Source organism: Microbacterium alkaliflavum (genome assembly GCF_044325405.1).
GTDB classification, from domain to species: Bacteria; Actinomycetota; Actinomycetes; order Actinomycetales; family Microbacteriaceae; genus Microbacterium; species Microbacterium alkaliflavum.
On record NZ_JBIQWL010000007.1, the window covers coordinates 140,207 to 154,137 of the forward strand.

Here is a 13,931-nt window from a genome sequence, read left to right on the forward strand (position 1 = left end):
GCGCTGCGCGCGACCGCCCCTCCCCTGGCGTTTCAGGCCGTCAGACCCTGCGCGAGCGACGGATCGAGACGATCGTCATGCCGACGCCGGCGAGGACCGCGAGGGCGCCGAGTCCGAGCGCCCCGAGCTGCACCGCACCACCCGTGATGGCGAGGGTGTCGCCCGTGGCCGCGGCCGTCGGGGTCGGCGTCACCGACGGGGTCGGGTCTTCGGGGTCGTCGGTCGGGTCTTCCGGCGTCAGGAGGGTCATGGCCGGGTTGGCGCACTCCGCCGTCGCCTCGGGGTAGTCGACCGTCGTGGAGTACGTCGGGTTGACATCGAAGCGCACGGTCACGTGGTCGCGCGTCCAGGCGAAGTTGCCCGCCGTTTCCACGTACTGGCCGTCGACGAGGTCCCATCCGGGCCACATCTTCGGAGTGCCGTCGGAGGCGCCCGGCCAGAGCAGCTTGCCGCTCAATGCCTGACCCGTGATGACGTAGTCGTCGCCGCCCTTCGTGTTGACGAAGGTGATGGTGACGGGCGTCTGGCTCGACGGGACGAAGCCCTCGGGCAGGTCGACATCGTAGGAGAGGAAGGGGACGTCGCCGACGCACACCGAGCGGATGTCGCCGGGCACGAGCGGGCACGTGCCGATCTCCTGCTGCGTGAGCGTGCGGGTCTGGTGCTCGGTCTTCACCTCGGGCTCGCCGGGTTCGCCGTCGACGTAGACGGTCGTCGTGACGGTGCGGGTCTGCTCGACCGACGTGTCGCCACACGCCCACGTGCCGTCGGCCCAGGGCGCGGTGATGACCTCGGTCGTCGTGGTGGGCTGCTCGGGCTCGTCGCACGTGGCCAGCTCGCCCTCGGTCAGCGCGCGGGTGCTCGGCGCGTCGACAGAGGCGGGCTCACCCGCGACCCACTTCTTGGCCGCGGCATCCCACACGTACTCGATCGTCGTGGTCGTCGTGATGATCGTCGCCTCGGACGCCTCGCAGTCGAGCGTCGTCTTGGTGGTCGTCGTCACGTCGTCCGGCGGCTGGTTGCAGCGCTCGGTGAGCTGGGCCAGGTTCGGCACGTTCGGCCACACGGTCTGCACGTCTGCGGGGAACACGGTTCCGGGGGCGGGCGTCGCCGTCCACGTCGTGGTGCCGTTCTCGCCGGCCGACGACGTCCAGGTCACGCCGGCGCCCTGCGTCAGCACGCCGGCCGCGTCGCACGACGGCAGCGTCCAGGTGAGGGCGGGCGTGACGCTCTGCGGCTGGGGCTCGTCAGGCGTCGTGCCGCTGCAGACGAAGTAGTGCGAGATGACGGCCTGCTTGCCGCCGTTGTTGAGTGGCGACGCGTACGCGACTCCCGCCTCGGGGTGCACGACCACGTTGTTCCAGAGGTTGCCGGCCTTGACGACGAGGAGCTCCCAGTGGTCACCGGGCAGCAGCGTGGAGTCGAACGGCTTGAGGGTCACGGTCAGGCCGTCGGCGCTCACCGTGGCGTAGGGCGAGCTGGTGACGCCGTCGACCTTGACGCAGTCGGCCTGGTGAGCCGAGTACAGGTTCTCCCAGTAGGACTCCTGGTTCGACTGCGGCACCCACTGGACGAGCTTGCCCACATCGCCCTTCAGCGCGGTCGCCGATGCCCCCGCTGTGACGAGCGGTGCGACGACGAGAGCTGCGGCAGCCGCCAGGCTCGCAAGGGTCGTGAATATTCGCTTGCGCACAGGCACAGCGTCCCCAAACTCGGCGCTCTGCGCCGTCTCCCAAGGGCGCGCGGAAGCGCTCCGTGCTCGTCGTCGGCGCTCTGAGGCACGCCGGGATGCACGGCGCCGCAGCCGGCACCACAGTGTGCGGGCGAACCCGCACGAAACCCCAAGACCCGCCGTTCGGATAGTCAGCGGGCTGCGGGCTTTCAGACCCGCGACCGCAACCCTAATCGCAACCGCCGGCGCAACGCCAATCGCCCCGAACCCGCGTGTCGCGGGTGCGGGGCGAGGTGGCGAGGGAGGCGGGAGAGCGGGACCCGGAAGGTCCCGCTCTCCCGACGGTCACTCGTTCAGCTGGCCGCGGCGACGGCGGATCGCCAGCAGCGTCAGCAGTCCGCCGAACACCGTCAGGATGCCGAAGAGCGCGAGTCCTGTGACCGCCGTGGCACCCGTCACCGGCAGGGTGCCGAGCGTCACCGTCGCGTCATCTTCGTCATGGCCGGGGTCATCCGGATCGCCGAACGTGTAGTAGTCCACCACGCCGAGGTTCTGGATGACGTTGCCCGTGAACGACGGGCTCACAGTGGCCGCCAGCGTCAGCGTCGGCGCACTCGACGGCGAGCTGTTCGCACCGACCGGCTGGAGCGGGCCGAACAGCGTGCAGTTCAGCGTTCCGCCGTAGCCTGCCGAGTTCTGTCCGGTCACGGCGCACGTGTCTGTCCAGTTCGGGAACACCGAGGCGTCACCCTTTCCGGGCCAGGTCACCGAGGTGATCTTGACCGAGGCCGGGATGACGTCCGTCACCACGACACCGTCGGCTGCGGAGTCGTCGCTCACGTTGGCCACTGCCAGCGTGTAGGTGAAGGACTGCCCGGGCATCGTGTTCTGGACACTGGCCGTCTTCTCGATCTGCACGTTGCTGTGCCGCGCCTGGAAGCACTCGGGCGTCGCCGGCGGGTAGGAGATGTCGAACGTGAGCTCCGGGTTCACCGAGATCGTCACGGTCGTGTTGGCAGGCTGGGTGAGGTCGCCCTGGAACCGCCAGGCGGCATCGGCCTCGCTCAGGTCGGCGATGAGGCCGTTGTAGACGAACAGCGACTGCTGCTCCGCCGTCATGGGCGTCGTCGTGCCAGGCATGAAGTACTGGACCGGGTTGGATCCAGGCACGATGTCCGACAGCTCGATCGGCCGCCATCCCGGGTAGTCGACTGCCACGCCGGCGGGCGTGAACTCGGCACCCGGCCATGGCTCGAGTCCGGTCCACACCTGCCCGACCGGCCCGAGATCCGCCTCGTTGAGCACGACGACCGAGGGGACGCTCGTCGGGCTCGGCGGGTTGGGCTGCCACGTGAGCGTGCCGCCCTCGCCCGCCAGCAGCGCCGACTTGGACACGACCCAGCCGAGCACCGCGACGTCGCTCTGGCACGTCGTGAAGACGGTCGCCGTGATGTCGCGCGTCGGGATCTCGTGGGTGGCGCAGTCGTTGTCGGGGTTGCCGTCGAAGTCGGCAGTCACACACACCGTGTTGACGATCGAGTCGAGCGGCGGCGTGGGCTCCGGCGCCTCCTGACCCGGCGGGACCTCCGCGCTGGAGTCGGCAGGTGCCGGCAGGAACTGCGCCTGCACCGTGAAGGTCGCCGACTCACCCGCGCCGAGCAGCGGGATCGTCAGGTGGATCACGTTGGCCAGAAGATCCGACTCATCGGTGAAGGCGGGCCCGCCCGGGTTGACCGTGATCGTGCCGAAGAGCGCCACGCGCGAGTAGTACGGCTCCACGCTCAGCGAGTCATCGAGCACGTCGACGTTGGTCGCCGGGCCGTCGCCGTGGTTGGTCACGGTGATCTCGTACTGGAAGATGTCGAACGGCTCGACCGAGGTCTCATCGTCCGGCAGCACGGAGGTCTTCTCCACGCCGACGTCGTCGAAGTGGACGACCTCGCACGCGTCGTCGGACGCCGTGTATGCACCCGCGGTCACGGTGCCCGTGTTGGGCACGACGATCCCGGTGTCCTCGCTGTCGAGGCACTCGGCGGGCGGCACCGGCCCCGGCGCGGTCACTCTCACGACGGCCGAGATCGTGTAGACGTGCTGCGTGACGTTGTCGTCATCGGGGTCGAACCCGGCCGTCACGATCGTCCACGTGCCGTTGCCGTCGAACGTCGCGTTGTCCGGTGCGGGCGTGTTCGCACCCGCCTCGGCCGTCCAGTCGCCCTGCAGCTCGACGTTCGCAGGCAGGGTCGGCACGTCGGTCAGTACGTAGCCCACGGTCGGCCGCGGGTCGGCACTGGTGGACGGGTACGAGACGACGATCTGGTAGCTCACCGTCCAGTCACCCGTGTCGGGGTCCTGCGCCGGAGCGGCGCCCGGAGTCTTCTCGATCGTCGGGAAGACAGGCTCGGCACAGGCCTGAACCGGTGTCTGCGTGCCGCCCGAGTTGAGCACCGCGGTGTTCAGGAAGCCGCCGGCCTGACCCGGCGTCTGCGAGCACAGGAACGTCTGACCGGCGATCGCCGCCTCGTTCACCGTGGCGTCGGCCGTCACCGTGTAGGTGTGCGTCGATCCCGCCGTGATCGTCTTGGCGAGCGCGATCGGCGTCGGGTCCGTCACCGGGTCGAAGACGCCGCTGGCACCCTCACCCGACCACGACGCCGAGTTGACGGTGATGTCTCCGCCGAACTTGAGCGTGTCGATCAGGCTGTACCGCGCGTTGAGCCCGTCCGGGTTGGCCGGGTCACCGGCCGCCGCGAGGGTGACGACGAGGTCGTACGTGATCGTCCAGTCGCCCGTAGCCGGATCCTGGTCGACTCCCGTCACGGTCTTCGTGATCGTCGGGTAGACCCGGTCGACGACGGGGATGCAGTCCGAGTCGTCGATCGGGATGGCACCCACGAGCAGCGTCGCCGTGTTGAAGAAGCCCTTGCCCGGCTGATCCGTGCAGGCCCCGTCAGCCGGAACGAAGGTGTCCGTCACCTCGACGAGCCACGAGACGCTGTACACGTGCGTCGCGGCGGCCGGGAGTGCGGCATCCGTCACGAAGTCGGTCCCCGACGTGATCGGGAGGATCGGCTGGCCGCCGATGTCGGTGCGCTGCGCCGTTCCCGAGATCACGTTGATCCCCGACGCGAACGCAGGCGTGTCCGACAGCGAGTAGAACGTGTCGAAGCCGCCCGAGGTGACCGTCACGTTGTACGTCACCGTCCACCGCGTGGGGTCGACCGCGTCCTGCGTCGCCGCCACGCCCTGCTTCGCGATTGTCGGCAGAGCCGGCTCGGAGCAGTCGTCGGCGGGGATCTGGATGCCGTTGACCGTCACCGTCGCGATGTTGAGGAAGCCTCCCGCGCCCGGCGTCTCACCGCCGATGCAGGTGAGCGTGTCACCGTCCCAGCCGGCCTGGTCGATCGTCGCGTGCGCCGTCACGGTGTACGTCTCGACCCCGGCGGGGTCGACGTGCGGCGCCAGCAGCCGATCGGTGGCGAGCGTCGCCGCACCGGCAGTGAAGGTTCCACTTCCGCTGGGCCCGGTCCACGATGCGTCGTCGACCGTGATGTCACCGCCGAACTGCAGCGTGTCGACGAGGCTGTAGACCGCGGCGAGTGTGGTCGACGAGTTCGTCACGACCACGTCGTACGTGATCTCCCACGTTCCGTCTGCGAGCTGGTTCGTGTCGGTCACGGTCTTCGCGATCGTCACGGCCGGCCGGTCGATGTCGTCACAGGCGGACGAGTCGACCGTCGTGATGCCATTGGTCACGCTCGCGGTGTTCCACACACCGCCGCCGTCGGCGGGCGACGCGCCGCACGTGAGCGCCGAGTCCGGCACGGATGCCGCGACCACGACGTTGCGCGTGATGGTGTAGACGTGTGCCGCTCCGGCGGGCAGGGTGCCCGTCGCGAGCTGACCCGTACCGGCCCACGCGGCGTTGCGGACGAACGTGCCCTGGCCACCGGTCGTCGGGTCGGACGCCGCCCACGCACCACCGGTCACGCCGGCGGGCAGCGCCGCGGCGTTGTCCGTCAACGTGTAAGCCAGCGGGATCGTGGTCGGGTTGCTGACCGTGACGCGGTAGCTGAGCGTCCACTCACCCGTGATGAGGTTCTGCACGGCGGCCTGAGCCTGCTTCACGACCGTCGGCGAGCCGGGGACGGCGCATCCGGTGTCGCTGTCTGTGCCGCCGGGGAAGGTGACCGTCGCGCTGTTGAAGAAGCCGCCGCCGTTCGTCGGCGAGCAGACGAGGGCGCTCGGGGGCACCGGCGTCGTGTTGGTCGTCGCCGTCACCTCATACGTGTAGGTGTCTGTGCCGCCGCCCTCGATCGGAACGTCGGTGACGTCGGGGTTGCCCTGCCAGCCCTGCGTGACCACCGTGAAGCTCGAGTCGAACTGCGGCGTGTCGGAGAGCGTGTAGGTCGTCGCGAGCGTCGGGCTCGTGTTCGTCACGACCACCTGGTAGGTGATGTGCCACGTGCCGTCCGCCAGCTGCTCGACCACGCCGTCGGCCTTGGCGACCGTGACGGGGATGAGGATGTCGTTGTTGTTGAGCGTGCAGGTGACGTTCTCGCCGACTGCCAGCGTCAGGGTCGGGCTTGCCGGAGTGGTGCCCGCGTGTCCCGTGCACGAGAGGGCGTCGAGCGCGTAGGCCGCGGGTCCGCCGGTCTCGGCGATCGTGTACACGACGCCTGCCTTCACCGGCTGCGACGTCACGGCCGGGGTGGCCGTGACTCCGCTGAGGTTCGGGCCGTCCGGGGTCGTCGCGGTGAGCGTCCAGTCGGTCGGCTGCGCGGTCCCGCCGTTGTCCAGCGTGACCGTCTTGACGAGCGTCAGGACGGGCGCGATGTCGTCGTTGACGAACCGGTACACCGGGTTGTCGAGCGCGGCGACGGTCACTGGGTATTGGCCGCCGACGGACGCGACGTCGACCCACGCGCCGTTCACGAACTGCTGCAGCTTGGAGAATTGGTAACCCGGAACGGTGGACTCTGTCAGCGTGTAGACGTGACCCGGGCGAACGTTGAATGTGCTCGCGGGAACCGCCGTCTCAGAGCCCGGAACGGTGGACGGCACGAGCCCGGCGACCGGCGGCGCTGCTGCCGGCGTCGCCGTGAGGGTCCAGTCGGAGGCCACGGCCGATCCGCCGTTGTCGTTCACGACGTTCTTCAGCAGGGTGAGCTGAGCGGTCTGGTTGACGAAGGTGCACGCCACCCGGTAGCCGAGCGGAACGTTCACGCCACCGTTGATGCCGTCTGAGAAGCCGCTGCCCGGCCACGGTGCGCCGTTCGCATCGACACGGATACAGGTCGCGGAGCCGGTCGACAGCGGGTTGGACTGAAGGTTCGTCCGCTGGTCGGTCTGGGCGTAGGTCGGGTCGCCACCGGTCTCGAAGAGCTGGTAGCGGGCGTTGGGGGTGACCTGGTGAGTCACTCCGCTGGCACCCGGGGCGAACCCAATCGGAGCCGGGACGTCAGTGCTCTGAGCGTTGAGCGTCCAGAGGGCCGGAGCAGCGTTTCCGCCCTGAACCTGCTTGACCAGGGTGAGGGTGCTGTTGCAGACGACTGTGTTGGTGATGGTCGCAGTGTTGCTGACCTGCGTCAGTTGCATCTGATAGCCCGCACCGAGGGGGATGTTCGAAGGAGTGCCGTTCAGATCGGTGACCACGGCCTGGTTCGTACACATCGTCGGGTCGACCAGCGTGACCTGCTCCGAGAGCGTCGTGCTGTCGCCCACGGCGTATCCCGTGCGGGTGACGCCCCAGCCCTGGTCGCTGGCGGCCGCGCCGTCAGGCCCGGTCAGCTGCAGGTTGGCGTTCAGATCGCTCGGCTGTGCACCGTTCGCGTACGTCACGCCATTGACGATCCACGTCTTGTTGACGGTGATGTCGGCTTCGGGTGCCGCAGCACGGTTGAAGACGGTGCAGTTGACCGCTTGCGTGCTCGGCACATCCACGGTGAATCCGTCGGTCGGATTCCCGGTCGGTATCACCGGCGTATTCGTATTGAGGTTTGTACAGACCGCGTTCTGACCGTTGACCGGCTGCAAGGTGAACCCAGGCTGCTGCGCCTCGACGACGGACACCGATGCGCTCGTCGTGCCGCCGGGGAACACGAGCGGATAGGTCACGGTACCGGTGCCGTCGGCGATCGTCGTGCGCACGCTGTTCGGCGTCGTGACGCCTGCCGTGTTGATCGTGCCGGTGAACTGCCAGCCGGCGCCTGCGGCAACCGAGCCGGTCGTCGTGCCGACCGGTGCCGTGTTCGGCACGATCTGCTTCGTGACGGTCAGCGTGCCCTGGCAGTTGCCGAGCGCGAGGTTGCGCAGGGTCGTGCCGACGCTCGCGTAGTCGTTGGTCTGGTAGTAGTCCGAGCCCAGCGTCGGTCCGGAGATCGCCCGCAGGTTCAGGCCGTTCGTGGCACCGGTGGCGCCGTCGCCCACGCCGAAGGCGATGATGCGGGTCGGGGCGGATCCGCCGGGGCCCGCCTTGAGTGCGTTGGCCGAGAAGATGCCGTTCTCGGTCTCACGGAAGCGGTTGTTGCTGCCGTCACCCTGCGCGGGCTGGTTGTACGACGTCGGGTTGCCGTCGGTGATGACGACGGCGATGTCGAAGTTGTTGATGGCGGTGTTGGCCGCGGCGGCGGTGGCGAAGCCCCGGTCCCAGTTGGTCGAGCCGCCGGCCGTCCACGGCGCGTAGAGGGCTTTGAACGCCGCGTTCTGCGCGGGGGTCGACACCGAGGTGAGGCTCGGGAAGTTGGCCGTCGCGCCGCTGGCCGGGCTCAGCGTCGAGAACGAGAAGAGCGCCATGCGCGAGGGCGTGCCCTGCAGCGAGCTGACGAACGTGTCCGCCGCCGTCTTGAGTGCGGCGAGCGAGCCGGACACGGATCCGGAGAGGTCGAGGATCAGCGCGATGTCGACGCCGCACGACGGGGCGACCGTCGGGTTGTTGCGCGACTGCTGCCAGATGCCGCCCGATGCGGTCGGCGCGGTGCCCGACGAGAGCATGAAGTCGTTGGCGTTCTGCGACGAGTAGGTCGTGCCCGCGCGCAGCTGGGTGCCGGTGCGGAACGTGTACTGCGTCGATGTGCCGGCGCCGGCCGAGCCGCCCGTGCGCAGGAACGGGTTGGTGTAGTAGCCGGCCGGAGCGGGCGCACCGGTCGGGGCGACCACCCAGTAGCGCTGATCGCGGTTGGTGCCGGCAGGGCCCGCCTGCGTGTTCGGCACGATGAAGGAGCAGTCGCCCTGGGCGTCAGACGTGCAGAGCGCCCAACCGGGATCGGTGCCGGTCGCGCCGTCGGGTCGGGTGCCGCTCGGAGCGGTCGCCGAACCGGTGTTCAGCACGAGGATGCGTCCGGCCAGCGGGGTCACGCCCGTGATGCCGGTGCGGTCGGAGCCCACCTTGACGGTGATCACTGCCGTCGTCGGGCCGGGATCGGGAACGAGGAGCGGACCGACGTCAGGGGCCGTGGCATCCTGCGTGTCCGGGGAGATGCTCGGCGAGTCGGTCGGAGCCAGTCCGGCGTCGGGTGCCGCAGGAGTGGCAGGGTCGGTCGGCGTCGACGTGTCAGCCGGCGGATCGGTCGGCGTCGACGAGTCGGCCGGCGGATCGGTCGGCGTCGACGAGTCGGCCGGCGGATCGGTCGGCGTCGACGAGTCGGCCGGCGGATCGGTCGGCGTCGACGAGTCGGCCGGCGGATCGGTCGGCGTCGACGAGTCGGCCGGCGGATCGGTCGGCGTCGACGAGTCGGCCGGCGGATCGGTCGGCGTCGACGAGTCGGCCGGCGGATCGGTCGGCGTCGACGAGTCGGCCGGCGGATCGGTCGGCGTCGACGAGTCGGCCGGCGGATCGGTCGGCGTCGTGTCGTCGGCAGGGGGCGTCGTCGCGGTCGTGTCCGTCGGGCTCGGTGTGGGCACGGTGTCGGCGAGCGCCGGCGTCGTCACCCCCGAGACCATGAGAGCAGCCGCGATCGCCGTCGCGATCGCTCCGGCGTACCAGCGGTGCCGCAACACCAGCCGATCCCTCCGCCGCTGTTCCCGAATGCTCTTGCGCGAGCCCCCGCGCTTCGAACCACGACCGCCGATCGACACTGACATGCGCTACACCCGTCGCTTGACCGGGGCTTCCCCGAAACGCGAAGCCCCCCACGCGAAGACGCGATAATGCCAGACCGAATAAGCCCCCCAGGGCGCCTCGGTCGCGGCACACCCCTTCCCGGCCGAACCTAGACCGGTGCGATAGTCACCGTCAACCCCCTCCTGAGCGTTTCCTGAGAGGCGGGATGCTGGACACGACGAAGGGCCCGGGGCGTACCCCGGACCCTCTGCGTGCGTGGCTAATCGTTGCCGACGGCGCCGTCGGCCTTGTCCCGCAGGTCGTCGACGGTGGCGTCGAACTGGTCCGGCGAGATCTTCTTCGCGAGGTCTGCCGCGCTGTCGAACACCTGGTCGCTGACCTGCTCGGCCTGTTCCGACTTCAGGAAGCCGTCGACCTGTTCCTTGTTGTCCTCGTAGAGCTTCTTGCCCTGGTTCACGATGTCTTCGATGCCCATGCGGACTCCCTCCGGGTGGATGCGGCGCCAGGCCGCCATCGCCATCCTTCCGGCTCGTTCCGGGTTTGGGTACCCGTCACCTCACGCGGAGGCCTCACTCACTCGGACTTCGCGGGGAACAGCGCGTCGCAGGTCGGTGAGATCGTGACCGGCGTATCGGTGACCGTCGGCGAATAGCGGACGGCCAAGGGCCCGAGCTGCCCCTCGGGAAGCGTAGAGGTGAACGCGACAGTCTTGGTCTGCCCCATCGGGATCGTGACCGTGATGCTCTTCGCGTCGCGCCCCGCCTCGTTGCCCGTACGGGTCCACTTCTTGATGTCGCCGTTCTCCGGGTCGCTCGTGATCGCGCCGCCCACGGGCGCGTACGAGATAGCGTCGAGGACCATCGTCGTCCGCGGAAGCTTCAGGCTCTTGTTCCGCCAGGCGAGCGTGTACCCGCTCAGCTTGGACGACGGCACGGCGTTGTTCATGGTGAGCGTGGTGGTGACGGTGCGCGCTGCCGCATCGCAGGTCACGTCGACACTCGTCGAGAGGTAGTACTCGAGCTTGCTGTAAGACGCGTCGTTGAGGTAGATGCCGACCTGCGTCGCCTTGGCGTTGTCGGCGATCAGGGCACCGTCGACGCCCTGCTCGACAGCCATCGCCTGCTCCTCGGGGCGGGTGAACCACGCATAGACGCGCTGCTCCCCGATGGCCTTCTCGAATGCCTTGATCATCGCCATGGGGTCCCAGCCGCCGCTCGAGACCTTGTCGAACACGCGAGCGGAGACGTCGCCGAAGTAGTCGTCGGCGGCGTCACCGTCGATCCCGAACTTCTCATACGTCTCGCTCAGCAGTACCTTCACCGCGTTCGCGGAGCTGATCCTGCTGCCGTCCTGAAGCTTCACCGGACCCGTCACGGCGAGCATGTACGAAAGGACCACGGGATCGATCGAGATGACTCCGTCGACGTCGCCGCCCATTGATTGCTGCCAAAGGGCGCGGTACATCTGCGCCGCCGTCGGGAAGTCCGCGAGTCGCGGATAGTTCATCGTGTTGTCGGTCAGATCGTCTTCATAGAGCGCTCTCGTGGAGTCGGGCAGCTGCTGATCGACGCGACCCTCGATCCCGTCTTCGGTGAACTTCGCGGACTCCTCGTCCGACAGCATCTTGAGATGGCCGTCGTCCAGCTCGATGACCGCCGAGGTCGCCCCATTGCCGCCGGTCGCCCGGATCTCGGCGTTGTTCTGGAAGACCACGATGTATCGACGAGGACCTTCGCTGCCTGCGAGATGGAGCGCGGTCGGAAGATACTTGTCGACCGCGGCGAGCGCCGGCTCCGCCTGATCCATGACGTCGAGAAGCTGTGCGATCGCGTCGCTCACGACCGGCAGCAGCTGCGCGCGATCGATGTCCGCGACATGGGACTGGGCTGCGGCGAAGGCGGTCGAGATCTGCGGAAGAACGTCGAGAGCGCCCTTCAGCGGCTCCAGGTTTATCCCGCCACCCTCGACGCTCAGCTGGTCGAGGTTCACGGTGCTCAAGAGCTGGATCGCCGGCGGCATCGCGTCGTGCGCCAGCACGTAAACGGCCTCGGTCGCGTCCTTCACCGCAGCGACGTTGTGGCCGACGATCGGAATCGCAGATGCCATGTCCCACAGCGGATTCTGAACCGTCGCGTTTGCGCGCGCGGCAAGAGCGAGCACGTGATCACTCGTCGACTCCAACGCCGCCGCATCGCCCGACTTCACGAACTTCGTCAGCCCTGAGAGCTGCGCCTTCGCGGCGAGGAGATCGTCACGGACGTCGAAGGCCTGCTTCGCGAAGACACCGGCGACGGCGGCGAGAGCGGCAAGAGCCGCGAACGTGCCGAACAAGACCCACGGCCAGCGGCGACGGGTCGCCGCCTGGGCGTGATTTCCGGCGCGCCCATGCCTATGGCGACCGTGGCGAGGTGTTCGGGGCATCAGTGGATGCTACCGGGATGGCGCTGTGTTCCCGCCGAGAGGCGCATCAGCTGCTCGTCGCGCCTGGCATCACGACCGCCCGGATGGTCCGGAAGAGGATCTGGACGTCCTGAAGGAATGACCAGTTCTCCACATAGTAGAGGTCGAGGCGGATCGCGTCCTCCCAGGGGAGCGACGAGCGGCCGCTCACCTGCCACAGGCCGCTCATCCCGGGTTTGACGAGCAGTCGCCGATGGGCGGCGTCGTCGTACAGTGCGACCTCCTCCGACCTCTGCGGACGAGGACCGACGAGGCTCATCTCACCGCGCAGCACGTTGAACAACTGGGGCAGCTCGTCTATGGAGTGCTTGCGAAGGAATCGGCCGACACCAGTGATCCGCGGGTCGTCTGTGACCTTGAAGAGGGGTCGGTCGGTCGTGCCCTGCAGGTCCAGCAGACTGGCGAGCTGATCGTCGGCGTCGGCGATCATCGATCGGAACTTGATCATCCCGAATTCTCGCCCCCCTCGCCCGACTCGCAGCTGCCGATAGAGGATCGAACCCTTGCCGTCGGCTCTGATCGCCATGACGGTGGCGATCATGAGCGGCGAGAAGAGCAGGATGAACACGATGGAGCCGACGATGTCGAACGCACGCTTGATGACCCGCTTGTAGCCCTCGAGCGTGGGGTATTCCACGTGGATCAGCGGGAGACCGGCGACCGGGGTCGAATGGATTCTGGGGCCGGCGACATCCGTGAGGGCGGGAGCGACGACCCACTGGATGTCCCGTTCGGCCAACTCCCATCCGAGTACCCGCATCGACGTCGGATCCAGGTCATCGGCACCCGCAAGGATCACGGTGTCGGCCTGAACATGACCGATGGCGTCGACCGCGTGCGCATAGTCGCCCAGGACCTTCACATTCCCCGCGATGCGCGCGTCCGTCGCGTGCTGCGTGATCGCGCCGATCACGACATAGCCGGTGCCTTCCGTGCGGCGGATGACTCGAATGATGTGGTCGACCTTGGCACGGTCGCCGATCACGACAGCCCGTTCGAGGAAGGCGCCCTTGCGCTGATTGCGCCGCAGCCATTGGCGCCAGAGCCAGCGAGTGAAGATCAGCAGGCACAGCCCCACGGGAGCAGCGGTGAGGAAGAGCAGGCGGGACAGGTCTGCGCGCAGGAAGAAGCCGAGCAGTGCGACCGCGGCGAATGCGGCCAAGGTGCCGTTCGTGACGCGGCGATATTCCGAAGCCCCGTTGCCCACGGTGTGCTCGTCGCGCGAGTCGACCACTTCGAGTGAGACGAGCCAGCCGACGGCGATCACGCCGAGGACGAGCACGTAGCTGAGCCTCGGACCGTTGGGCCAGCTGACGACGGTGGTGCCGAATGCGGCGAGAGCGAGCGTGAACACCCCGAGCGTGACCACGATCACTGCGGCATCCGTATAGAACAGTCGGCGGGCGTACCGGCGGCGCCACCGGGAATCACGGTAGGGCCGCGCGCTGCGTACCTCGGCACGCCGTGCGCTCGGGCGGTCAGCCGCCGGAGCGGGCTCCGACGCAGACGTGACCGGCTCGAGATCGGGACGACGGTCCTGTGACTCGTCGTGCTCTCTCGCGTGGCCCATAACGCTCAATAGGTTACGACTCGCCCGGGGCACGCCCTGTAACGTCTGGGGACAAGAGAAGAGGAGCCATGCCCAAAGTCGTCTACTGGAATCCGAGGGCCGGCCTCGGCAGGGGGCGGATATCGACTCGGATCCATCTCGGCCCCAGGGTGGACAATTTCGGGGATCGG

General features: G+C 68.4%; 5 protein-coding genes. All 5 read right to left on the reverse strand.

All coding sequences use genetic code 11. The features are described 5' to 3' along the window. Positions 1-40: 40 nt before the first annotated feature. The 5 genes from ACH3VR_RS17430 to ACH3VR_RS17450 all read right to left on the reverse strand — a co-directional run bounded on the left by ACH3VR_RS17430 (position 41) and on the right by ACH3VR_RS17450 (position 13,566). Positions 41-1,693, reverse strand: a complete 1,653-nt coding sequence (locus ACH3VR_RS17430) for a hypothetical protein (protein WP_397557584.1) — start codon at positions 1,691-1,693, stop codon at positions 41-43. Positions 1,694-2,017: 324 nt separating this feature from the next. Next, positions 2,018-9,667, reverse strand: coding sequence for a hypothetical protein (locus ACH3VR_RS17435; protein ID WP_397557585.1), 7,650 nt, complete (start codon positions 9,665-9,667; stop codon positions 2,018-2,020). Between the two features lie 323 nt (positions 9,668-9,990). After that, positions 9,991-10,245, reverse strand: coding sequence for a hypothetical protein (locus ACH3VR_RS17440; protein WP_397557586.1), 255 nt, complete (start codon positions 10,243-10,245; stop codon positions 9,991-9,993). Positions 10,246-10,304: 59 nt separating this feature from the next. Next, positions 10,305-12,152: a DUF4012 domain-containing protein gene (locus tag ACH3VR_RS17445; protein ID WP_397557587.1), complete on the reverse strand. Its 1,848-nt coding sequence runs from the start codon at positions 12,150-12,152 to the stop codon at positions 10,305-10,307. 46 nt (positions 12,153-12,198) lie between these two features. After that, positions 12,199-13,566 carry a sugar transferase gene (locus ACH3VR_RS17450; protein WP_397557588.1) on the reverse strand — a complete coding sequence of 456 codons (1,368 nt, stop codon included), beginning with the start codon at positions 13,564-13,566 and terminating at the stop codon, positions 12,199-12,201. Positions 13,567-13,931 lie beyond the last annotated feature (365 nt).

Excerpts from the sequence above, each read along its gene's own strand:
- ACH3VR_RS17440 (WP_397557586.1), bottom strand. The coding sequence starts at position 10,245 with ATGGCGGCCTGGCGCCGCATCCACCCGGAGGGAGTCCGCATGGGCATC.
- ACH3VR_RS17445 (WP_397557587.1), bottom strand. The coding sequence starts at position 12,152 with ATGCCCCGAACACCTCGCCACGGTCGCCATAGGCATGGGCGCGCCGGA.